Here is a 21,123-nt window from a genome sequence, read left to right on the forward strand (position 1 = left end):
CAGTCCGTACGGCCACCCTCGCGCCCACGTTCAGCCCCGAACGGCAAACACCCGGCAAACGGCAGGTGCAGGGGCCTTCAGGGGCGCGGGGAACTGCGCGACCAGCCACGACGAACCCGCAGCCGCCACCCAACCTGAACGCCCGACCCTTCAGGCGCCCCCCACGGCAGTGAGCAGCGCCAAGGGAGCCGCCGCGGAACGGGACTCCCGCACACACGCGTGCGGATACGGCACCGGCTCCGCATGCGTGTCCCGCCCGTACCCCGCGAGAACCTCCGGCAGCCGATGCCCCGCCGCCGTCGCCGCGTCCACCAGCGCATGCGCCACCGAACGCGCCTCGTCGTGCAGCCCGTAGCGGGCGAGCCCCAGCGTGATCAGCGCGTTGTCGTGCGGCCACACCGAACCCCGGTGGTACGACAGCGGGTGGTACGCCGCCTGCCCCGCGGCCAGCGTCCGCACGCCCCAGCCGGAGAAGAAGTCCGGCTCCAGCAGCCGCCGCCCGACGGCCTCGCCGTACTCCTTGTCCAGCAGGCCCGACCACAGCAGATGGCCGGCGTCGGAGGCCAGCGCGTCGACCTGGTGGCCGTCGCCGTCGAGGGCCAGCGCGAAGAACGAGCGGTCCGGCATCCAGAAGTCCCGCTGGAACCGGTCGCGCAGATCGCCGGCGGCCTGCTCCAGCAGCGCCGCGTACGTCTCGTCCTGCCACACCGTGCGCGCGAGCCACGCCGTCCGGCGCAGCGCGTCGTAGGCGTACCCCTGTGCCGCGGCCGCCATCACCGCCCCGCTCGGCCGGGTCCCGTCGGCGGAGCAGATCGCGCCGGGGGAGTCCTTCCAGTTCTGGTTGGCGAGGCCGCCCTGGTCGGCGCGGTAGACCAGGTAGCCGCGCGAGGTCAGCCCGCCGTGGTCCAGCATCCAGCCGACGGCCGCGCGGGCGTGGGTCTCCAGCCGGCGGGCGAGCGCCGCGTCCCCGCTCTGCTCGACGTACGCGCCCAGCAGGACGAGGAACAGCGGTGTCGCGTCCACGGAGCCGTAGTAACGCCCGTACGGCACCTGCCCGAAGTGCGCCAGCTCGCCGTAGCGCACCTCGTGCACGATCTTGCCGGGCTGGGACACCGAGTCCGCGCCGGTCTCGGTGGCCTGGGCGGCGGCGAGGGCGGGGAGCGTGGCGGCGGCCAGCTGCGGGCGGTAGGGGAGGGCGAAGAGCGAGGTGAGCAGCGCGTCGCGGCCCAGCAGGGTCAGGAACCAGGGCGCGCCCGCCGCCGGCACCCGCAGCTCCTCGCCGTCCGGGCCGGTCGCGCTGACCTGGAGGGAGGCGAGGTCGGCGAGCCCCCGGGCGCAGGCCGCCGCCAGTTCGGGCCAGCCGGTCGGGAAGGACACGCCCTCCACGAACTCGCCCTCCAGGGCGAGGAGTTCGCTGGTGGCGGCGCTCGGGGACGCCGGTACCCGCGGCTCGCTCGTCGCCCCGTGCGGGCGGGCCGCGACCCGCAGCACGAGCTCCGTCGTGCCGTGCGGCTCCAGTTCCAGGGTCCACACGAGGCGGCGGGCGCCGGTGCCGGTCTCCTCGACGCCGTCCGGCACGGGCTCGGCCGTCACCGTCGTACGGGAGTGCCACTCGCCGCGCCGGTAGCCGAACTCCACGCCGTCGTCGAGGACCTGGCGGGAGCGGACGGCGCCGGTCTTGGCGTAGGTGCGGTGGTCGGAGCGCAGCTCGAACTGGTCGGTGAAGTCGGCGTCGGCGGTGACCGCGAGGCGGACCGTCGTCGGCACCGGGCGGTTGCTGGTCACCCGCAGGGACTCCACGAACGCGCCGTCGCCGAGGGCCTGTTCACGGAAGATCGTGTACGCGGGCGGCTCCTGGCGGCCGCCGCGCGGCACGAGCACGCAGCGCGTCGTGTCCCCGTCGGCGACCGGCATGAGCGTCTGGGGCACCGCGCCGTCGACCGTCAGTTGCCAGCGGCTCAGATGCCGGGCGTCGCGTACGAACAGCCCGTCGGGCGAGCCCGATCCCCGCACCCCGCTGATGTCGCCGCCGTCGCCGACGGCCGCGAACGTGGCGCCGTGCACGAGCAGATGCTGTCGGTCCGTCATCCCCGGTCCCCTCCCGTGACTGCCCTGTCACTTCTGTCGAACGTGCCGGCGCCCGCGGGGGACACGCCGTGCCCGGGGCGCTCGTGGAGCAGATCCAGCGCGAGCGCGGCGGTCCAGCCGAACCCGCTCGCGCCGCATGCCTCGCCGGTGTACGGGTCCACGTACTCCGCGAACCCGGAGCTGCCGGCGAGGTCCAGGACGGCCTGCCGCAGCGCGTCGGCCCGCGCCCGCTCGCCGTGCGTGCGCAGCCCGCGCTCCACCAGCCAGCTCGTGTTGAACCAGGCGGGCCCGCGCCAGTAGCGGTGCCGGTCGAAAGACTCGCCGAGCAGGTCGTGGCTGGGCACGAGCCGGGTACTGCCGCCGACCCCGAAGTGCGGGCCGCTCAGGGTGCGCAGCAGCGCCGCCACGACGTCCCGCGGCAGACCGGGCAGCAGCAGCGGTACGAGGCCGGAGACGCCGCGCTCGGGGATCAGGGTGCCGGCGGGGGAGCGCAGGTCCCGGCACAGGAACATCCCGCTCGCCGGGTCCCACAGCCGCTCCACCAGCGCCGCCGTCAGCCGTTCCGCGCGCGCGTGCCGTGCTGTCGTCGTGGCGCCCAGCTCCCGGGCGATCTCCGCGAGCGCGTGCTCGGACGCGACGAGCAGGGCGTTGAAGGAGGGATCCTCCACCGCGAACTCCCCGCCCTCTTCCGTGTATTCGCGGTCCCGGTAGTCCGCCGCCAGCCGTACGTACCGCCCGTAGTCCAGATCCGTGGGCCGGTCCTCGGCGGCCCCGTGGTCGAGGTCGGCGCGGCGGAAGGAGCGGGCCGGGGCGGGCGTGACGCGGCTCAACGGGGCGTCCCAGCAAGGGCTGTTGTCCATGCCCTGCTCCCAGGGGTGCACGACCGAGGCGAGCCCGCCGCCGCCGAGGTCGCGCCGGTGCAGCAGATAGCGGTGCCAGGCGGCGAGCCGCGGATACACCCGGGCCAGGAAGCCGCGCGCACGGGACAGCCCCGGGTCGGCGCGATGCACCAGCCAGGCCGCCAGCGCGTGCACCGGTGGCTGCACGATGCCGGAGGTCTGTACGGTGCGCGGGGCGCCCGCAGTCCGCCCCGCGGTCGAGGAGCGCCAGAAGTCGGGGCTCGGGAAGTACGCGTCGAGCGGGACGGAGGGGTTGAAGACGATGTGCGGGACGCGCCCGTCCTCCCACTGGGCGCCCAGCAGCGTCTCCAGCTCGGTCTGCGCCCGTAACGGCGACACGTGGCGCAGGCCGATCGCGATGAACGCGGAGTCCCAGGACCACTGGTGCGGATACAGGCTGCGCGAGGGGACGGTGGACGTCCCCGTCCAGTTGCCGTCCAGGACGCGCACGGCCCGGTCGTGGAGGTCGTGGAGGGAGCCCGGCAGCGACGGTGGATCGTATGCAATGGAAGGTGTCGCGGTGCGGCCGGTGAGTTGGGCAGTGCGATCCACGCGGGGCTCCCCCGAAAGACGTCCGGCCGACCGGTCCGGTCGCGGCCACCGTAGAGTTACGTCTATTTAACACGCAAAACTCACTATGTAATGCACGCTTGGAAAGCACAAGGGGGTGCTCATGACGGGACGTGGTCAGGCTCGCGCGGGCGATCTGCTCGAACTGGTACGAAGCGGACGCGCGACCACGCGCGGAGCGCTCCAGCAGGCCACCGGACTGTCCCGGGCCACCGTCGGCCAGCGCCTCGACCGCCTCTTCCGGGCCGGCTGGCTGCGCGAGGGTGCCGGCGGCCCGGTCGACTCGCCCCTCGGCGGCCGCCCCTCCATCACGCTGGAGTTCGACGACGAGCACGCCGTCGTCCTCGCCGCCGACCTCGACACCCGGCACGCCCGCGCGGCCGTCCTCTCCCTGGGCGGCGAGATCCTCGCCGAGCACTCGGGGACGCTCGTGATCGAGGACGGTCCCGAGGCCGTGCTCGGCGAACTCGGCCACTGGTTCGCGGAGTTGCTGGTGAAGGCCGGGCAGCGGGCCCAGGCCGTCTGCGGGATCGGGCTCGCGGTGCCCGGACCCGTCGACAGCGAGACCGGCCGGGTCGTGCAGCCGCCGATCATGCCCGGCTGGGACGGCTACGACATCAGAGCCCGGCTGGCCGCCTCCTTCGGCGAGCACACGGGCGCCGGGCCGGTGCCGGTGCTGGTGGACAACGACGCGAACCTCATGGCGTACGGGGAGCAGCGCACCGGACACCCCGACTGCTCGGCGTTCGTGCTGGTCAAGGTGTCGACCGGCATCGGCGCCGGGGTCGTGGTCGGCGGGTCGATCTACCGGGGCATCGACGGCGGCGCCGGGGACATCGGGCACATCCGGGTGGGCACCGAGGCGCTGTGCCGGTGCGGTTCCCACGGCTGCCTGGCCGCCGTCGCGAGCGGTGGCGCCGTCGCGCGGCGGCTGCGGGACGCCGGGGTGCCCGCGGCCTCCGGCGCGGACGTACGGGATCTGCTGGCGGCCGGGCATCCCGAGGCGGTCGGGCTGGCGCGGGAGGCCGGGCGGCAGGTCGGGGACGTCCTGGCGACCGTCGTCACGCTGCTGAACCCCGGGGTGCTGATGATCGCGGGAGATTTGGCCGGAACCCCCTTCCTCACCGGCGTGCGGGAGTTGCTGTACCGGCGGGCGCTGGCCCGCTCCACGGCCCACCTGGACGTGGTCACCTCGAAGCTGGGGGAGCGGGCGGGGCTGGTGGGAGCGGGTGCGCTGGTCGTGGAGTACCTGTATGCCCCGGAACGGGCGGAGGAGCGACTGCGGGCGATGGGCGTGTGACGTCCGTGTTTCCGTCCCGTTCTCCGTCTCGGCGGTCGTCCGGATGGTGGAATCCGGACGCCTGTGGGAGCGTGATTCTTGCCACCCTTGATAAGGGTGGCGCTCAGATGAGCGGATCTTGAGCGACTGCACTTCGCGAAGGTGTGGCACTCGGTGCCACACCTTGATCGTTCATCGATCGAACTCAGACGGGCTCAGGCTCGCTCGGATGAGCGGAAAAGTGCGCCTGTGGGTGCCAGTGTGTTCAAGAAGTGAAAACATCGGCGCTTCTTCGCTTGCCAAGCTTTGACTTTCGATCCGCTGGCGGACGAGTGGTTACGGGCGCATGACGCGTGAGTAGACATACCCAGACGCCTTCGATCTGGGTATGTTCCTCGCCGTCAGGGCAGCCACCGCTCCTCGAGGGAGTCGAGACCGTGTCGGAAAACAAAGAACCCCACGTAGCGAAGTTCGTCTACGACTTCACCGAGGGAAACAAGGACCTCAAGGACCTCCTGGGTGGCAAGGGCGCGAACCTCGCCGAGATGACCAACCTGGGACTCCCCGTTCCCCCCGGCTTCACGATCACGACGGAAGCCTGCAAGGTCTACCTCGACAGCGGCGAGGAGCCTGCGGCACTGCGTGACGAGGTGAGTGCACACCTCGACGCCCTCGAAGCCCGCATGGGCAAGAAGCTCGGCCAGGCCGACAACCCGCTGCTGGTCTCCGTCCGCTCCGGCGCCAAGTTCTCCATGCCGGGCATGATGGACACCGTCCTGAACATCGGGCTCTCCGACAAGTCCGTGCAGGGCCTGGCCAAGCAGGCCGGCGACGACCGCTTCGCCTGGGACTCCTACCGCCGCCTCATCCAGATGTTCGGCAAGACGGTCCTCGGCGTCGACGGCGAACTCTTCGAGGAGGCCCTCGACAAGGCCAAGGAGGCCAAGAAGGTCTCGGTCGACACCGAGCTGGAGGCCGCCGACCTCAAGAAGCTGGTCACCACCTTCAAGAAGATCGTCAAGAAGGAGGCCGGCCGGGACTTCCCGCAGGACCCGCGTGAGCAGATGGACCTCGCCATCCACGCGGTCTTCGACTCCTGGAACACCGACCGCGCCAAGCTCTACCGCCGCCAGGAGCGCATCCCCGGCGACCTCGGCACGGCCGTCAACGTCTGCTCCATGGTCTTCGGCAACCTCGGCCCGGACTCCGGCACCGGCGTCGCCTTCACCCGCGACCCCGCCTCCGGCCACCAGGGCGTCTACGGCGACTACCTGCAGAACGCGCAGGGCGAGGACGTGGTCGCGGGCATCCGCAACACGGTCCCGCTCGCGGAGCTGGAGCAGATCGACAAGAAGTCGTACGACCAGCTGATGCAGATCATGGAGACCCTGGAGAACCACTACAAGGATCTCTGCGACATCGAGTTCACCATCGAGCGCGGGCAGCTGTGGATGCTGCAGACCCGCGTCGGCAAGCGCACGGCGGGCGCCGCCTTCCGTATCGCGACGCAGCTGGTGGACCAGGGCCTGATCGACGAGACCGAGGCGCTCCAGCGCGTCTCCGGCGCCCAGCTCGCCCAGCTGATGTTCCCGCGCTTCGACGACGAGGCGAAGACCGAGCAGGTCGGCCGGGGCATCGCCGCCTCGCCCGGCGCGGCGGTCGGCAAGGCGGTCTTCGACTCCTACACCGCCGTCAAGTGGTCCCGCTCCGGCGAGAAGGTCATCCTGGTCCGCCGGGAGACCAACCCCGACGACCTCGACGGCATGATCGCGGCCGAGGGCATCCTCACCAGCCGCGGCGGCAAGACCTCCCACGCGGCCGTCGTCGCGCGCGGCATGGGCAAGACCTGTGTCTGCGGTGCCGAGGAGCTCGAGGTCGACACCAAGCGCCGGCGGATGACGGTGCCCGGCGGGCGCGTGGTGGAGGAGGGCGACCTCATCTCCATCGACGGCTCCAGCGGCAAGGTCTACCTGGGCGAGGTCCCGGTCGTCCCGTCCCCGGTCGTCGAGTACTTCGAGGGCCGGATGCACGCCGGCGCCCAGGACGCCGGCGAGCTGGTCGAGGCCGTGCACCGGATCATGGCGTTCGCCGACCGCAAGCGCCGGCTGCGGGTGCGGGCCAACGCGGACAACGCCGAGGACGCGCTGCGCGCCCGCCGCTTCGGCGCGCAGGGCATCGGCCTGTGCCGCACCGAGCACATGTTCCTCGGCGACCGGCGTGAGCTCGTCGAGCGCCTGATCCTGGCCGACACGGAGGAGGTGCGGGAGGAGAGCCTCAAGGCCCTGCTGCCGCTCCAGAAGAAGGACTTCGTCGAGCTGTTCTCGGCGATGGACGGCCTGCCCGTCACCGTCCGCCTGCTCGACCCGCCGCTGCACGAGTTCCTGCCGGACATCACCGAGCTGTCGGTGCGCGTGGCCCTCGCGGAGTCCCGCCAGGAGTCCCACGAGAACGACCTGCGCCTGCTCCAGGCCGTGCACCGGCTGCACGAGCAGAACCCGATGCTGGGCCTGCGCGGCGTCCGCCTCGGCCTGGTCATCCCCGGCCTGTTCACCATGCAGGTCCGCGCCATCGCGGAGGCGGCCGCCGAGCGCAAGGCCGCCAAGGGCGACCCGCGCGCCGAGATCATGATCCCGCTCGTGGGCACCGTTCAGGAGCTGGAGATCGTCCGCGAGGAGGCCGACCAGGTCATCGCCGAGGTCGAGGCCGCGACCGGCACGCAGCTCAAGCTCTCCATCGGAACGATGATCGAGCTGCCCCGCGCCGCCCTCACGGCCGGCCAGATCGCGGAGGCCGCCGAGTTCTTCTCCTTCGGCACCAACGACCTCACCCAGACCGTGTGGGGCTTCAGCCGGGACGACGTGGAGGCGAGCTTCTTCACCGCGTACCTGGAGAAGGGCATCTTCGGCGTCAGCCCGTTCGAGACGATCGACAAGGACGGCGTCGGCTCGCTGGTCGAGCTGGCGGCCAAGGCCGGCCGGGAGACCCGCCCCGACCTGAAGCTCGGCGTCTGCGGCGAGCACGGCGGCGACCCGGAGTCGGTCCACTTCTTCCACGAGGTCGGCCTGGACTACGTCTCCTGCTCGCCGTTCCGGATCCCGGTGGCGCGCCTCGAGGCCGGGCGCGCGGCCACGCAGTCGGAGGGCAGCGACCACCGCTGATCCTCCCCGGACCCCGGAGCCGCCGCCTGTCCCCGACCCTCAACACCGATGGGCGGCGGCTCCGGATCACGAAAAGGAGGGGCGGCACCTTGTGCGGGGTGCCGCCCCTTCGTGCTGTTCACCCCGGGCCGCTCAGAAGGCGCCCTGGGTGTTGACCGGGCCGACCTGGAAGATGTGCGAGCAGACCTTCCAGTGCGCCGGTATCAGAACCGGCTTGTACGAGGCCGGCGGATAGACCCGCAGATAGCTGCCGGTGCGTGCGCACGGGCCGCCGACGGGGCCGTTCGTGGTGCGGATGACCGCGGAGGCGGAGTGGCCGGGGGCGAGCACGACGGTGGCGTAGGAACGGCCGCTGTGCGTGGCCGCCGGGCCGATCTGCCGGTGCCGGGAGTCCAGCACGCTGACGCCCGGGTATCCGCGCAGGGCACAGCTGCCGCGGCCGGTGTTGGTGAACCTGATCGGCTGGTACAGCGAGCCCGCCGCGCCCTCCTCGCGGCCGAGCGAGAGACGCAGGTCGCCGACGGTGCAGGTGTGCACGCTGCTCGCGGTCGGCGCGGTCGAGGTCGTCGCCGACGCGTTCCAGGTGAGGCCGGCGGTGGTGAGTGCGGCGAGGGCGGCGGTCAGGGAGACGGCCGTGCCGCGCCGGGAGAAGTGTCGTGAGTGCAGAAACATGGCGCTTCCGCCTCCATCGGGCGAATGGGTGGATGGTGGTCATCAGGTTGGATGCGCCCGCGGCGGAAAAAGTTGTGGGTCACGGCGGACGGCACTCGTGCGCTGGGACAGAGGACACAGGAAGGCACCGTAAGTGCACTCCGAAGGGAGTCAGGCCATGCCCGGCTGGACCACCGAAGACATCCCCGACCAGAGCGGCCGCGTCGCCGTCGTCACGGGGGCGAACAGCGGACTCGGGTACGTCACCGCCCGGGAGCTCGCCCGCAAAGGGGCGCGGGTGGTGCTCGCGTGCCGGAGCGAGGTGCGCGGAAACGCGGCGGGCGATGCGCTCGTCGGTGAAGTGCCGGGCGCGGACATCGAGTTCGGGCGGCTGGACCTCGGCGACCTCGGCTCCGTACGGGAGTTCGCGGAGCGCTTCCCCTACGACCGGCTCGATGTGCTGGTCAACAACGCCGGGGTGATGGCGCTGCCGTACGGGACGACCGCCGACGGGTTCGAGACGCAGCTCGGGGTCAACCACCTCGGGCACTTCGCGCTCACCGGACGGCTGCTGCCGCTGCTGCTGGCGACGCCCGGCGCCCGGGTCGTGACCGTCTCCAGCGAGGTGCACGCGCTGGCCAACATCGACCTGGACGACCTCAACAGCGAGCGCCGCTACCGGCGTTGGATCGCCTACGGCCGCTCGAAGTCCGCCAACCTGCTCTTCACGCACGAGTTCGCGCGCCGGCTGGCGGCACACGGCGCGGACGTGGTGGCCGCCGCGGCCCACCCCGGCTACGCGGCCACCAACCTCCAGGGCACCGCGCCCCGGATGGAGGGGCGCAGGCTGGTCGGCCAGATGATGGAGATCGGCAACCGCGTCTTCGCCCAGTCGGCGGAGGCCGGCGCGCTGCCCGCCCTGCACGCCGCCACGGCGCCAGGGGTGCGGCCCGACTCCTTCACGGGGCCCTCGTTCCTGATGTGGCGCGGGGCGCCCGCCCCGTCGTGGCGGGCGCCCTGGACGCTCAACGACGCGATGGGGGAGCGTCTTTGGGTCGCATCCGAGCGGCTGACCAAAGTGACGTACGACCAGCTGAAGGCGTGAGCCGGCCGGTCCGGGCGGTGCCTCGTCAGGCCGTGGCCCCGCTGTCCACCACCAGGTCCGTGCCGACCACCGAGGAGGCGTCGTCCGAGGCCAGGTAGAGGACGGCGGCGGCGATCTCGCCGGTGGACGAGACGCGGCCGAGGGGCAGGGTGGCCCGTGCGCGCTCCTCGCGGTCGGCCTCCGTCTCGCCCGGGCGCAGGGACATGGGCGTCTCGACGGCGCCGGGGCTGACCGCGTTGATGCGTACGCCCTCGCGGATGTGGTCGAGGGCGGCGCCCCGGGTAAGGGCGGAGACGGCGGCCTTGGAGGCGGCGTAGGCGGCGGCTCCGGGCAGGCGCGTGTGCGCGCCGAAGGTGGACGCGACGTTGACGATCGCGCCGCCCGACGGCTGGGTGCGCATCCGGCGGATCTCCGCCCGGAGGGCCAGGAAGACGCCGGTGACGTTGGTGTCGAGCTGGGTGTGCCAGTCGGCCTCCGAGAGGTCCGCCAGTGGGACACCGCCGCGGAAGACGCCCGCGTTGTTGACCGCCACGTCGAGCGAGCCGAAGGTGTCGACGGCGGCCCGCACCAGGGTCTCCGCGTCCTCGGGGCGTGTGACGTCGGCGGTCACCGCGAGCGCCTTGCCGCCCTGGTCCTCGATCAGCCGGACCGTCTCGTCGAGCGGCTCAGCGCGCCGTCCGGCCGCGACGACCCGCGCCCCCTCCGCGGCGAGCGCGAGCGCGATCGCCCGCCCGATCCCGGAGCCCGCGCCGGTGACGAGAGCGGTCCTGTCGGTGAAACGGCTGGTCATGATCTCCCCTTGTTCTTGACCGATCGGTTCAGTATGAGGGCGGAAAAAGCGCCCCTCCACGAGAGGGGCGTCTCAGTCGAGCAGCGTCAGCGCCTGCTCCGCCGCGTCCCGCACCCGGGCCGGGTCCGCGGACGCCTTGCCGACGACGCGCAGCCCCTGGAGCAGCACCAGCAGCATGCGGGCGAGGGTGAGCGGATCGCGGCCGGCCGGCAGCTCGCCCTGGGCCTGCGCGCGGACCAGGGCCGAATGCAGCACGGCCTCGAGCTGGTCCCAGTTGCGCTCCACCCGCCGGGCCGCCGCCGGGTCGTGCGGGGCCAGTTCGCCGGCCGTGTTGGTCACCAGGCATCCGTTCAGGCGCAGTTGGGCGTCGGCCGCCTCGGCCGCGTAACGCCGTACGACGGACCGTACGCCGGGCAGTGCGGGTCCCGGCCGGGACAGCTCCCGCACGATCGGCGGGAGCCCTGCCCGGTCGTAGCGGTCCAGCGCCTTCAGGTACAGCTCGTGCTTGTTGCCGAAGGTCGCGTAGATGCTGGCGCGCCCGATGCCGAGGTGCTCCACCAGGTCGGACATCGACGTCGCCTCGTAGCCGCGCTGCCAGAACAGCTCCAGGGCTGCCTGCAGCGCGGCGTCCGGATCGAACTCCTTGGTCCTGGCCACGTTCCGAAGCCTAGATCTGACCAGAACGATCGGTCAAGAAAAGCTGGGGAGGGGCTATGCCGCCCGCGCCCCGTACGCCGCCGCCCGCACCTCGTACGTCGCCACCCGCACCGACTCGTCGTCCAGGCACTGCCCCGACAGCAGGTCGAAGCGCTGCTTGAGCAGGGGTGAGGCGACGTACGGGCGGCCCTGGTGGGAGCCGGTCAGGCCGCGGGAGAGGACCGCGGCGCCGCCGAAGGGGTCACGGTTGTCGATCGCGTACAGGTTGCCGTCGCGGTCACGGAACAGGGCGGCCTGGCGGCCGTCGGGCAGCAGGGCGGCCACCCCCCGGCCGGGGACCAGCCGGGTGAGGTCGCAGACCGCCAGCCAGCCGTCCTCCAGCTGGAGTTCGATCTTCACGTCGGTCGTCTCGGGTGCCAGGGTCATCGCTGGGCGCTTCCTTCCAGGAGGCTGTCGGCGGGGCGCATGCCGATGGACAGCAGCGGCAGGTCGGGCTTGATCTGGTCGCGTTCGGGGACGAAGCCGACGACCGGGTCGGGGGCGTCGGGCGCGTTCACGAAGGACACGAACCGGGCGAGCTTGTCGGGGTTGTTGATGGTGGTCGCCCACTCGTCGGCGTAGTTCGCCACGTGGTCCGCCATCAGGGACTCCAGCTCCTCGCAGATCCCGAGGGAGTCCTCCACCACCACGTCCCGTACGTGGTCCAGGCCGCCGGGGATGCGCTCCAGCCAGGTCGAGGTGCGCTCCAGGCGGTCGGCGGTGCGGATGTAGAACATCAGGAACCGGTCGATCAGGCGCACCAGTTCGGCGTCGGTCAGGTCCTGGGCCAGGAGGTCCGCGTGGCGCGGGGTCGCGCCGCCGTTGCCGCCGACGTAGAGGTTCCAGCCGTTGGAGGTGGCGATGACTCCGAAGTCCTTCGACTGGGCCTCTGCGCACTCGCGGGCGCAGCCGGAGACCGCGGACTTGAGCTTGTGCGGGGACCTCAGCCCCCGGTAGCGCAGCTCCAGGTCGATCGCCATGCGGACGGAGTCCTGGACGCCGTAGCGGCACCAGGTCTGGCCCACGCAGGACTTCACCGTGCGCAGCGCCTTGCCGTACGCGTGGCCCGACTCGAAGCCGGCGTCCACCAACCGCATCCAGATCAGCGGGAGTTGCTCGACCCGGGCGCCGAACATGTCGATCCGCTGACCGCCGGTGATCTTCGTGTAGAGGCCGAAGTCGCGGGCGATCTCACCGATCGTGATCAGGCCCTCGGGAGTGATCTCACCGCCGGGGATGCGCGGGACGACCGAGTACGAGCCGTTCTTCTGCAGGTTGGCCAGGAAGTGGTCGTTGCTGTCCTGCAGCGCCGCCTGCTCGCCCTCCAGGACGTAGCCGCTCGCGCCGATCGTGGGGGCGAGGGAGGCGATGATCGAGCCGATCGCCGGCTTGCAGGTCTCGCAGCCGTCACCGCCCCGGGCGCCGTCACGGCCGTAGCGGTCGAGCAGGTCCTGGTAGGTGTTGAGGCGCAGCGCGAGGACGATCTCGTAGAGCTCCTCGCGAGTCTGCGAGAAGCAGCCGCACAGGCCCTTGTCGACCTCGACGCCGCTCGCCTCCAGCTCGGCGGTGACCAGCTGGCCGAGCACCTTGACGCAACTGCCGCAGCCCGTACCGGCCTTGGTGCACTTCTTCACCTCGGGCACGGTGGTGCAGGAGTGCTCCGTCACCGCGCCGCGGATCGCGCCCTTGGAGACGTTGTGGCAGGAGCAGATGACCGCCTCGTCGGGCAGCGCCGACGGGCCGAGCTGGGCCCCCGAGTCCGCTCCGGCGGGCAGGACGAGCGACTCGGGGGAGATGGGCGGGACCGAACCGGTCAGGGCCCGCAGGGTGCCGTACGCGTCCGCGTCGCCGACCAGGATGCCGCCGAGCAGCGTGCCGTCCCGGCCGATGACGAGCTTCTTGTACAGGCCCGCGCGGGAGTCGGAGTAGACGACGTCCAGGCAGTCCTCGGTGGCGCCGTGCGCGTCGCCGAAGGACGCGACGTCCACGCCGAGGAGCTTGAGCTTGGTGGAGAGGTCGGCGCCGGTGAAGGTCCGCTGTTCCGTCTCGTCCGCGGCGATCGTGGCGGCGGCCGTCTCGGCCTGCTCGTAGCCCGGGGCCACCAGGCCGTAGACCCGGCCGTCGGAGGCCAGCGCGCACTCGCCGATCGCGAAGACGTCCGGGTCGGAGACCGTACGGCACTGCTCGTCGACCGTGATGCCGCCGCGCTCGCCGACGGTGAGGCCGCAGGCACGGGCGAGCTGGTCCCTCGGCCGCACGCCGGCGCTGAACACCACCATGTCCGTGGCGAGTTCGGAGCCGTCGGAGAGCTTCATGCCGGTGACGGCACCGGAGGCGTCGACGACGACCTCCTGCGTGCCCACGCCCGTGTGGACGCTCAGGCCCATCTCCTCGATGGTGCGCAGCAGGGCCGCGCCGCCGCCGTCGTCCACCTGCACCGGCATCAGGCGCGGCGCGAACTCCACGATGTGGGAGGTGAGTCCGAGCCCCTTCAGCGCGCCGGCCGCCTCCAGGCCCAGCAGTCCGCCCCCGACCACCGCGCCGACCGTCGCCCCGCTCCGCGCGTACTCCTCGATCGCGAGCAGGTCCTCGATCGTGCGGTAGACGAAGCAGCCCTCGGCGTCCTTGTTCGGCACCGGCGGCACGAACGGGTAGGAGCCGGTGGCCAGCACGAGGGTGTCGTAGGCGAAGACATTGCCGGACCTGGCCGTCACCGTCTTCGCCTCGCGGTCGACCGTCTCGGCCGGGTCGCCGACGTACAGCTCGATGCCGTGGTCGTTGATGAACTCCATGTCGGTCATGGAGAGTTCCTCGGGGCTCCGGCCCGAGAAGTACGAGGTGAGGGCGACGCGGTCGTAGGCCGGACGCGGCTCCTCGCAGAGCACGACCACCCGGTGCGTGGCGGTCAGGCCGCGCTCGGCGAGCGCTTCGAGGAAGCGCTGGCCGACCATGCCGTGGCCGACGAGGACGATCGTGGGGGTGGCCCCCAGGGCGGCGGTCATTCAGGAGCCTCCATCGTTGGTGAGCAGGTGGAGCAGCGGGCCGCCGTCGGGGAGCGGCTCTGCTCCCTCCCAGGCGCGGGCGAGCGCGCCGACGGTGCCGAGTTCGCCGACGAGGACCCCGCCGACCAGGCGGTCGTCGCGGACGACGACCTTGCGGTAGGTGCCGCGGGTGGCGTCCGTGAGCCGGACGACGTCGTCCCCGGGACGCGGCTCCGTCTCGCCGAACGCGGCGAGGTCGAAGAATCCCTCTCCGGCCAGCGTCAGCCGGGTTAGCGAACGGGTGCCGGTGTAGCGGGCGTTGGTCTGGCCGGAGAGCAACTCGGCGAGGATCTCGGCCTGTTCGAGCGCCGGGGTGGCGAGCCCGTACACGGTGCCGTCGTGCTGGGCGCAGTCGCCGACGGCCCGGATGTGCGGGTCCGAGGTGCGGAGTTCGTCGTCGACGACGACTCCCTTGCGCACCTCCAGTCCCGCGATCTGCGCGAGGCCGATCCGCGGGTGGACGCCGCAGGCCAGGACCACCAGGTCGGCGTCGAGGGCGTACCCGTCGTGCATCTCGACCGAGCGGACCGCGCCGCCCACACAGCGCACGTCGCGCACCCGGCACTCGGTGTGGACCTCCACGCCGAGGTCGCCCATGTGCCGCGCGACCAGCTTGGACGCGTCGGGGTCGAGCTGGCGTTCCATGAGCCGCTCGCCCTGCTGGGCGAGGACGACCTGGGCGCCGCGCCGGGCGAGCGCGCGGGCGGCGGACACCCCGAGGAGCCCGCCGCCGATGACGACCGCGCGCACGCCGGGCCGGACCGCCTTGGACAGGCCCAGGCAGTCGTCCATCGTGCGGAACGCGTGCACGCCTTCGGGCAGCACGTGATCAGGGGTGCTGTGCCTTTCCGGGGGACAACCCCCGGACCCCCGGCCGGAAGAGCCGGTCGGCTGCTCGCCCCGGCGGACGGAGGCGAGGTAGGCGTCCCTGAACAGGCCGCGCAGGGGCGGGAGCACGGGGTTCGAGCCGGTCGCCAGGACCAGCGTTCCGTATGCGATCTTCGAGCCGTCCGCGAGGTGTACGGCTCGCACCTCGCGGTCGATGCCCGTGACCCGGCCGCGGACGAGGTCCGCGGGCGCGGGCAGCGCGATGACGTCCGGGCTGTAGCGCCCGGCCAGCACCTCGGCGAGGAGCACCCGGTTGTACGGGCGGTGCTCCTCCTCGCCGATCAGCGTCACGGGCGTGCCGAGCTCACCGAGCCGCCGGGCGAGCCGGACGCCCGCGAGGCCGGCGCCGATCACCACCACACGCGTATTCGAGGTCATGCCTAGGAGCGTGCGATGCCGGTGTTACCCGGCAGCATCACCTCTGTTTCCCGCGGGGAACGCTGCCCTCTTCGGGTGCGGGGGGTGGCTGTGAGGGTTCCGGGCAGGCTCCGGGAGGGCGGTGTGAGGCCGCTACGGTGACCCGATGACTGTTCAGGTGATCGTGCTCAACGGCGGCTCGAGCTCCGGCAAGTCCGGGATCGTGCGGTGCCTTCAGGCGGTCCTGCCCGAACCGTGGCCGGCCTTCGCGATCGACACCTTCGTCGGCCAGCTGCCCGCGTCCCTGCGGGACTCGCTCGCCGGGATCGACTTCGGACCGGACGGAGAGGTGAGCGTCGGAGCGGAGTTCCGCACGCTGGAGGCGGCCTGGCGCCAGGGCGTCGCGGCGACGGCCCGCGCGGGCGCCCGCGTCCTCGTCGACGACGTCTTCCTCGGCGGCGCCCGCTCCCAGGACGGGTGGCGCACGGCCCTGGACGGCCTGAACGTCCTGTGGGTCGGCGTCCACTGCGCCCCCGGGACCGCCGCGGGGCGCGAGCTCGCCCGGGGCGACCGCCCACCCGGCATGGCCGGGAAGCAGGCGGACCTGGTCCACAAGGGTGTGACCTACGACATCGAGGTGGACACGACGCACACCGAGGCGCTGGAGTGCGCGCGCACGATCGCGGCGGCGGTCGTCAGCGGCTGCCGGTGAGGTGGGCGAAGACGACGACGTTTCCCTGGTAGCCGGTCGTGCGCGAGTAGCCGCCGCCGCAGGTGATCACGCGGAGCTCGGGGCGGCTCGCGGGGCCGTAGACCTTCCGGTCGGGGAAGTGGCGGGCGTCGTAGACCTCGACCGCGTCGACGGAGAACAGGGCCGTGCCGCCGTCGCGCCGGTCCACCTCGATGCGGCTGCCCTTCCGCACGGCGCCGAGGTCGTAGAAGACGGCGGGGCCGTCGGCGTTGTCGACATGGCCGGCGACGACGGCGGTGCCGCGTTCGCCGGGGGTGGTGCCGGCCTCGTACCAGCCGGCGAGGTCCGGCTTCGCTGCAGGCGGCACGTCGAGGCTGCCGGCGCGGGTGAGCGCGAGGCCCATGAGCGGGGCGTTCACGTGGATCGACGGGATGCGGATGCGGTTCGGCGGCGAGGGCGGCAGCGCACGCGCGGCGGGCGGTTCGCCGCCGTGGCCGGTGCGGGCCTGCGCGGCGGAGGGCTGCGGCGGGGTGTGCGTGCGGGTGTCCGTGGTGAGCAGCCACGCGCCCGCGCACAGGGCGGTCACGGTGACGGCACCTATCGCGGCGTTGGTGATGCGGCGCACGCGTGCCTCCAGGAGGACGGGACGGGCGGACCCGTTCGGTGGACCCGTTCCCCCTCCGGGCCGCGAGGGGCGTCGGGCCCGGAGGGGGAGGGACAAGCGGTACCGGCGGACGGACAGCGGAGGGTGTCCGTCAGATCCCGTCGCCTCTCGCCCGGCGATGCAGGAGCCAGGTACCGCCCGCGGCGGCGACGGCGAGAGCCGCCACACCGGCCGCGGTCTGCACGGGATCGGGGCCCAGAGCGCCGCCGACCCCCGTCTTCACACTTCCGTGGGGCGCCTGCCCGTGCGCCTCGGCCAGGGTCACCACCAGGTCGCCCTTGACCTGCCGGTCGCCCTCGGCGCACTTGGCGACGATCTCGTAGGTCCCGGGCTGCGCGCTCGACGGCACCCGGAACTGGCCGATCGCCTGGCCCTCGTGCGCGCTCGGGGCCAGCGTGAAGGGGCCCGCGCCCACCGCGCCCGCGTCGCCCGCCGCCGTACCGGCCGCGCAGTCGGCGGTGTTGACCGTGACCTCGCCGCCGGGAACGGCCGAGTACGGGAACACGTCCAGGCTGCCGGTGCCGCTCGCGTGCGCGGGCGCGGCCACGAAGCCCGCGGCGGCGACGGCGAGCGCGGTACCGGTCAGCAGCCGGGCGGTACGTCGCATCGGTGCTCCTTCGAGCTGTGTTCGGTGTACTTCGGTGTCCTCTGTCCTTCCGAGGTAAGTGGCAGCGGGCCGGGACCGCTTCCCGAGGGCGGGTCGGAAATGTGGTGAATGGGTGTCAGGTGAGCCCGCCTGAGGGGCGCGTGGGCGGACTTCCCGCAGGTCACCGGCGTGCTTCGGGCCCGTTCCTGAAGAGCACCCGTTGGGCGCAGGGCGCGCGTGTGAACGGGTGACCCGGCGCACACCGCACGGGCTTGACCTCAAGGAAGCTTGAGGTTGGAGGGTGTGGTGCATGGAGATCACAGAAGCCGCAGAGGCCCCCCTGGCCGTCACCCTCGTCGTCGGCAGCAACCGGCACGGCCGGTTCGGACCGGTCGTCGCCGACTGGCTCCTCGACCGCATGCGCGACCGCGACGACCTGGCCGTCGAGGTGGTCGACGTGGCCGACGCCCACCTGCCCACGACCCTCGCCCCGACCCCCGAGGCGACCACCGCCCTGTCCGCCGTCACCCCCAAACTCGCCGCCGCGGACGCCTTCGTGGTCCTCACGCCCGAGTACAACCACTCCTACCCGGCCGGCCTCAAGAACCTCATCGACTGGCACTACACCGAATGGCGCGCCAAGCCCGTCGCCCTCGTCTCCTACGGCGGCGTCTCGGGCGGCCTGCGCGCGGTGGAACACCTCCGCCATGTGTTCGCCGAGCTCCACGCGGTGTCCCTGCGCGACACGGTGTCCTTCCACAACGCCGGGTCGTCCTTCGACGGGGGACGCCTCAAGGACCCGACGGCGGCCGACGCGGCGGCGAAGGTGATGCTGGACCAACTGGTGTGGTGGGGGCGAGGGTTGAGGGAGGCGCGGGAGAAGCGGCCGTACGGGCGCTAGGGGTGGTGGTTCAGTCCCCGGCCGTGAACTCCGCCAGCACCTCGGCGGCCGTGAACTCCGCCAGCACCTCGGCGACCGTGCGCAGCGCCACCGCCGCCAACGCCGGGTTCCTGCCGCCGCGGTAGTAGTGGTACGCCGTGAGGCCGAAACACAGGGCCCAGCCGCGGCCCCGGGCCCACGTCGCGTCGTCGACGTCCACCGCGGCGCGGAACAGGGCGCGGGTCCCGGTGCCGAAGACCGTCCAGGCCGGCATCGTGTCGCAGGCGGGGTCGCCCACGCCGAGACCGCCGAAGTCGATGACGGCGGTGAGGCGGCCGTTCGTGGTGAGGAGGTTGCCGGGCAGGAGGTCGCCGTGCAGCCAGACCGGGGCGCCGTCCCACCGGGGCAGGCGGACGGCCTCCTCCCAGGCCGCCGTGGCGAGGGCCGGGTCCAGGATGCCGTCCGCGCCCAGGTCACGGATGGCGGTGCGGACGTGCCCGTCGTTGCGGGCGACGGGGCCGCCCCGGAAGGACGGCGGCCCGCCCGCGGCGTCCGCCCGGCGCAGCGCGGCCACGAAGCCGCCCAACTCACGTGCGGCATCCGACGGTTCGGTGGGCGGGGCGGCGTACGCGTCCGCACCGTCCAGCCAGCGGTACACCCCCCACGACAGCCCGTACCCGCCACCCGGCCCGCCCTTGGCGAGCGGCGCGGGGACGGCGAGCGGGAGGTGCGGGGCCAGGCGCGGCACCCAGCGGTGCTCCGTGTCGATCTGCCGCGCCCCGCCGGGCAGCCGCGGCAGCCGTACGGCCATGTCGTCGCCCAGGCGGTACATGGCGTTGTCGGTCCCGGCCGAGGCGACCGGGCGCACCGGCAGCCCCGCCCACCGCGGAAGCTGTTCCGCGATCAGCCGGGAGACCAGCGCCGCGTCGATGTCGAGCTCGTCGGCGTGCATCTTCGCGGTGGACGGCATGCGGCTCCACGGTGTGCGGAAAGGACGGGCGGGCGGCAGCGGAGCCTAGTGAGGCCCGGGTCAACGCTGCCACCGGATTTCCGCCGCCGGCCGGTCAGTTCACGTTGACCGCGCTCCACGCCGCGCCCACCGCGGCGTACTCCGCGCTTGCCGCACCGTACAGATCCTTCGCCGCGCTCAGCGTCGCGGTGCGCGCGCCCGCGTAGTTCGTCGACGACGTCATGTAGACCGTCAGCGCGCGGTACCAGATCCGGCCCAGCTTGTCGCGGCCGATGCCGGTCACCGACTTGCCGTTGTACGTGGGGGAGTTGTAGCTGACGCCGTTGATGGTCTTCGCGCCGCTGCCCTCGGCCAGCAGGTACGCGAAGTGGTTCGCGACACCGGAGGAGTAGTGGACGTCGAGGTTGCCGACCGAGCTGCTCCAGTAGTCCGCGGACTGGCCGTCCCGGGACGGCTTGTCCATGTAGCGCAGGGCGTCGCGGCCGAAGCCGGAGCGGACGATCTTCTCGCCGATCAGGTAGTCGCCGGGGTCGGAGGAGTTGTTCGCGTACCACTCCACCAGCGTGCCGAGGATGTCGGACGTCGCCTCGTTGAGGCCGCCGGACTCGCCCGAGTACGTCAGCCCCGCCGTCTTGGAGGTGACGCCGTGCGTCATCTCGTGGCCGGCCACGTCCAGCCCGACCAGCGGCCCGAGCGTCGTACCGTCACCGTCGCCGTACGTCATGCAGAAGCAACTGTCGTCCCAGAAGGCGTTGTTGTACTTGTCGCCGTAGTGGACGCGGTTGTACGAGCCCTTGCCGTCGTTCCCGATGCCGTTGCGGCCGAAGACGTTCTTGTAGAAGTCCCAGGTCATGTCGGTGCCGTACTGCGCGTCCACGGCCGCCGAGGCGCGGTCGGAGTTCGTGCCGTCGCCCCAGTGGTCGTCCGCGTCGGTGAACACCGTCGACGGGGCGCGGCTGATGCAGATGCTGGTCAGGAAGCACAGATCCGACTGGTTCGCCGCGTCGCCCGTGTAGGTGCCCCCGCGCGTGGGGTCCTTGAGCTGGTACGTCGATCCCGACTGGGTCGTCTCCAGCGGAACCGTGCCGCTGTACAGCGACTTGCCGTCGCCCGTCGCCGTCTCGATGTCGTCCCAGGCGTCGATCTGCGAGCCGGTGCGCGCGTCGGTGAGGACGGTGCGGGAGACCGGGTTGCCCATCGAGTCCTGCGCCGCGACGTTCGTCCGCCACGCCAGCTTCGGCGCTCCGTGCAGGGCGTCGACGATCAGTTGGGGCTTGGCCGTCAGTTTCTTCAGCGTCTCGCCGAGGTTGACCGCGCGCAGCGCGTTCGCCGCGAGGTCGGCGGCCCTCGGCGCCGATATGGAGGGGTCCGTGGAGGCGAGGGATATCCTGCCCCGCGTCGCGCGGTCGGCGCTGCGGTAGGCCCCGTCGGGCGCCATGTGGACCACGAAGTCGCCGCCCAGTACGGGGAGCTGACGGTACGTCCGTTCGTAGCGCACATGCTGCGTGCCGTCGCTGTCGACGATCACGTCCCGCACCTTCGTGCCCTCGTCGGAGGTGAGCCCGAGGCTCGTGGCGTGCTTCAGCAGCGCCGACGCCGCGTTCTCGATCGCGCCCGCCCTGGTGGGCCGGTCGTCCGCGACGGCGGCCGGGGAGAGCGCCGCGGCCAGCAGAGTGGCGGTGGTCGCGGCCACGCCGAGAGCGGCGAGGCGACGGGAGCCCCGGACGTCGATACGTATCCGACTCATGGATCTCCTCGAAAAGGCGCCAACGGGCGCGTGGGGGGAGGCAAGGCGCTTGTTGACTCAGAT

The 21,123-nt window shown here is 72.4% G+C and carries 17 protein-coding genes; 5 read left to right on the forward strand and 12 right to left on the reverse strand.

Going from position 1 to position 21,123, the window contains the following annotated elements:
- Positions 1 to 150: 150 nt before the first annotated feature.
- On the reverse strand, positions 151 to 2,088 hold the full coding sequence (locus tag ACIBN2_RS11775) for a glycogen debranching N-terminal domain-containing protein (RefSeq protein WP_399134146.1): 1,938 nt from the start codon (positions 2,086 to 2,088) through the stop codon (positions 151 to 153).
- Positions 2,085 to 3,539 (reverse strand): MGH1-like glycoside hydrolase domain-containing protein, encoded by a 1,455-nt coding sequence (locus ACIBN2_RS11780; protein ID WP_399134147.1) that lies wholly within the window; start codon positions 3,537 to 3,539, stop codon positions 2,085 to 2,087. Before ACIBN2_RS11780 ends, ACIBN2_RS11775 begins: the two co-directional genes overlap by 4 nt.
- 121 nt (positions 3,540 to 3,660) lie before the next feature.
- Here ACIBN2_RS11780 and ACIBN2_RS11785 point away from each other — a divergent pair, with 121 nt between their 5' ends.
- Together ACIBN2_RS11785 and ppdK are read left to right on the forward strand one after the other, a co-directional pair.
- Positions 3,661 to 4,857 carry an ROK family protein gene (locus ACIBN2_RS11785; protein ID WP_399134148.1) on the forward strand — a complete coding sequence of 399 codons (1,197 nt, stop codon included), beginning with the start codon at positions 3,661 to 3,663 and terminating at the stop codon, positions 4,855 to 4,857.
- Between the two features lie 416 nt (positions 4,858 to 5,273).
- Entirely contained in the window at positions 5,274 to 7,994 is a 2,721-nt protein-coding gene (gene ppdK, locus ACIBN2_RS11790; protein ID WP_399134149.1) for a pyruvate, phosphate dikinase, read from the forward strand.
- Between the two features lie 132 nt (positions 7,995 to 8,126).
- Here the strand turns inward: ppdK and ACIBN2_RS11795 are convergent, their stop codons facing one another.
- Positions 8,127 to 8,666 (reverse strand): DUF4232 domain-containing protein, encoded by a 540-nt coding sequence (locus tag ACIBN2_RS11795; protein ID WP_399134150.1) that lies wholly within the window; start codon positions 8,664 to 8,666, stop codon positions 8,127 to 8,129.
- A 157-nt stretch (positions 8,667 to 8,823) separates the two neighbouring features.
- Between ACIBN2_RS11795 and ACIBN2_RS11800 the strand changes: the two genes are divergently transcribed.
- A complete protein-coding gene (locus ACIBN2_RS11800; protein WP_399134151.1) occupies positions 8,824 to 9,750 on the forward strand; it encodes an oxidoreductase in 927 nt (308 codons plus the stop codon).
- Between the two features lie 25 nt (positions 9,751 to 9,775).
- On the opposite strand, the gene ACIBN2_RS11805 is transcribed toward ACIBN2_RS11800, so the two are convergent.
- From ACIBN2_RS11805 to ACIBN2_RS11825, 5 genes are all read right to left on the reverse strand, one after another.
- Positions 9,776 to 10,540 carry an SDR family NAD(P)-dependent oxidoreductase gene (locus tag ACIBN2_RS11805; RefSeq protein WP_399134152.1) on the reverse strand — a complete coding sequence of 255 codons (765 nt, stop codon included), beginning with the start codon at positions 10,538 to 10,540 and terminating at the stop codon, positions 9,776 to 9,778.
- A 72-nt stretch (positions 10,541 to 10,612) separates the two neighbouring features.
- Positions 10,613 to 11,197 carry a TetR/AcrR family transcriptional regulator gene (locus ACIBN2_RS11810; RefSeq protein ID WP_399134153.1) on the reverse strand — a complete coding sequence of 195 codons (585 nt, stop codon included), beginning with the start codon at positions 11,195 to 11,197 and terminating at the stop codon, positions 10,613 to 10,615.
- A 54-nt stretch (positions 11,198 to 11,251) separates the two neighbouring features.
- Positions 11,252 to 11,623: a nitrite reductase small subunit NirD gene (gene nirD / locus ACIBN2_RS11815; protein WP_399134154.1), complete on the reverse strand. Its 372-nt coding sequence runs from the start codon at positions 11,621 to 11,623 to the stop codon at positions 11,252 to 11,254.
- Complete coding sequence (gene nirB / locus ACIBN2_RS11820) at positions 11,620 to 14,238, reverse strand: nitrite reductase large subunit NirB (protein WP_399134155.1); 2,619 nt, start codon at positions 14,236 to 14,238, stop codon at positions 11,620 to 11,622. Before nirB ends, nirD begins: the two co-directional genes overlap by 4 nt.
- A complete protein-coding gene (locus ACIBN2_RS11825; protein WP_399134156.1) occupies positions 14,239 to 15,543 on the reverse strand; it encodes an NAD(P)/FAD-dependent oxidoreductase in 1,305 nt (434 codons plus the stop codon).
- Positions 15,544 to 15,688: 145 nt separating this feature from the next.
- On the opposite strand from ACIBN2_RS11825, the gene cpt reads away from it, so the two are divergent.
- Positions 15,689 to 16,234 carry a chloramphenicol phosphotransferase CPT gene (gene cpt, locus ACIBN2_RS11830; RefSeq protein ID WP_399134157.1) on the forward strand — a complete coding sequence of 182 codons (546 nt, stop codon included), beginning with the start codon at positions 15,689 to 15,691 and terminating at the stop codon, positions 16,232 to 16,234.
- Here cpt and ACIBN2_RS11835 read toward each other — a convergent pair.
- Both ACIBN2_RS11835 and ACIBN2_RS11840 read right to left on the reverse strand, forming a co-directional pair.
- Entirely contained in the window at positions 16,218 to 16,838 is a 621-nt protein-coding gene (locus ACIBN2_RS11835) for a class F sortase (RefSeq protein WP_399134158.1), read from the reverse strand. The two genes, cpt and ACIBN2_RS11835, sit on opposite strands and share 17 nt — an antisense overlap.
- Positions 16,839 to 16,968: 130 nt before the next feature.
- Positions 16,969 to 17,484, reverse strand: a complete 516-nt coding sequence (locus ACIBN2_RS11840; protein ID WP_399134159.1) for a hypothetical protein — start codon at positions 17,482 to 17,484, stop codon at positions 16,969 to 16,971.
- Positions 17,485 to 17,773: 289 nt separating this feature from the next.
- Here ACIBN2_RS11840 and ACIBN2_RS11845 point away from each other — a divergent pair, with 289 nt between their 5' ends.
- Positions 17,774 to 18,364, forward strand: a complete 591-nt coding sequence (locus tag ACIBN2_RS11845) for an NADPH-dependent FMN reductase (protein ID WP_399134160.1) — start codon at positions 17,774 to 17,776, stop codon at positions 18,362 to 18,364.
- Between the two features lie 10 nt (positions 18,365 to 18,374).
- Here ACIBN2_RS11845 and ACIBN2_RS11850 read toward each other — a convergent pair whose 3' ends face one another.
- Together ACIBN2_RS11850 and ACIBN2_RS11855 are read right to left on the reverse strand one after the other, a co-directional pair.
- Positions 18,375 to 19,313 (reverse strand): aminoglycoside phosphotransferase family protein, encoded by a 939-nt coding sequence (locus ACIBN2_RS11850; protein WP_399134161.1) that lies wholly within the window; start codon positions 19,311 to 19,313, stop codon positions 18,375 to 18,377.
- A gap of 94 nt (positions 19,314 to 19,407) precedes the next feature.
- Positions 19,408 to 21,060, reverse strand: coding sequence for a M4 family metallopeptidase (locus tag ACIBN2_RS11855; RefSeq protein WP_399134162.1), 1,653 nt, complete (start codon positions 21,058 to 21,060; stop codon positions 19,408 to 19,410).
- Positions 21,061 to 21,123 lie beyond the last annotated feature (63 nt).

Source organism: Streptomyces sp. NPDC050534 (genome assembly GCF_044457745.1).
GTDB lineage: Bacteria > Actinomycetota > Actinomycetes > Streptomycetales > Streptomycetaceae > Streptomyces.

What these genes read in the sequence shown, in the direction of transcription:
- cpt (WP_399134157.1), top strand. Translation starts at nt 15,689, where the DNA reads ATGACTGTTCAGGTGATCGTGCTCAACGGCGGCTCGAGCTCCGGCAAG.
- ACIBN2_RS11805 (WP_399134152.1), bottom strand. Translation starts at nt 10,540, where the DNA reads ATGACCAGCCGTTTCACCGACAGGACCGCTCTCGTCACCGGCGCGGGC.
- ACIBN2_RS11850 (WP_399134161.1), bottom strand. Translation starts at nt 19,313, where the DNA reads ATGCCGTCCACCGCGAAGATGCACGCCGACGAGCTCGACATCGACGCG.
- ACIBN2_RS11795 (WP_399134150.1), bottom strand. Translation starts at nt 8,666, where the DNA reads ATGTTTCTGCACTCACGACACTTCTCCCGGCGCGGCACGGCCGTCTCC.
- ACIBN2_RS11845 (WP_399134160.1), top strand. Translation starts at nt 17,774, where the DNA reads ATGGAGATCACAGAAGCCGCAGAGGCCCCCCTGGCCGTCACCCTCGTC.
- nirD (WP_399134154.1), bottom strand. Translation starts at nt 11,623, where the DNA reads ATGACCCTGGCACCCGAGACGACCGACGTGAAGATCGAACTCCAGCTG.
- ACIBN2_RS11785 (WP_399134148.1), top strand. Translation starts at nt 3,661, where the DNA reads ATGACGGGACGTGGTCAGGCTCGCGCGGGCGATCTGCTCGAACTGGTA.
- ACIBN2_RS11855 (WP_399134162.1), bottom strand. Translation starts at nt 21,060, where the DNA reads ATGAGTCGGATACGTATCGACGTCCGGGGCTCCCGTCGCCTCGCCGCT.
- ACIBN2_RS11825 (WP_399134156.1), bottom strand. Translation starts at nt 15,543, where the DNA reads ATGACCTCGAATACGCGTGTGGTGGTGATCGGCGCCGGCCTCGCGGGC.
- ACIBN2_RS11775 (WP_399134146.1), bottom strand. Translation starts at nt 2,088, where the DNA reads ATGACGGACCGACAGCATCTGCTCGTGCACGGCGCCACGTTCGCGGCC.
- ACIBN2_RS11800 (WP_399134151.1), top strand. Translation starts at nt 8,824, where the DNA reads ATGCCCGGCTGGACCACCGAAGACATCCCCGACCAGAGCGGCCGCGTC.
- nirB (WP_399134155.1), bottom strand. Translation starts at nt 14,238, where the DNA reads ATGACCGCCGCCCTGGGGGCCACCCCCACGATCGTCCTCGTCGGCCAC.
- ACIBN2_RS11840 (WP_399134159.1), bottom strand. Translation starts at nt 17,484, where the DNA reads ATGCGACGTACCGCCCGGCTGCTGACCGGTACCGCGCTCGCCGTCGCC.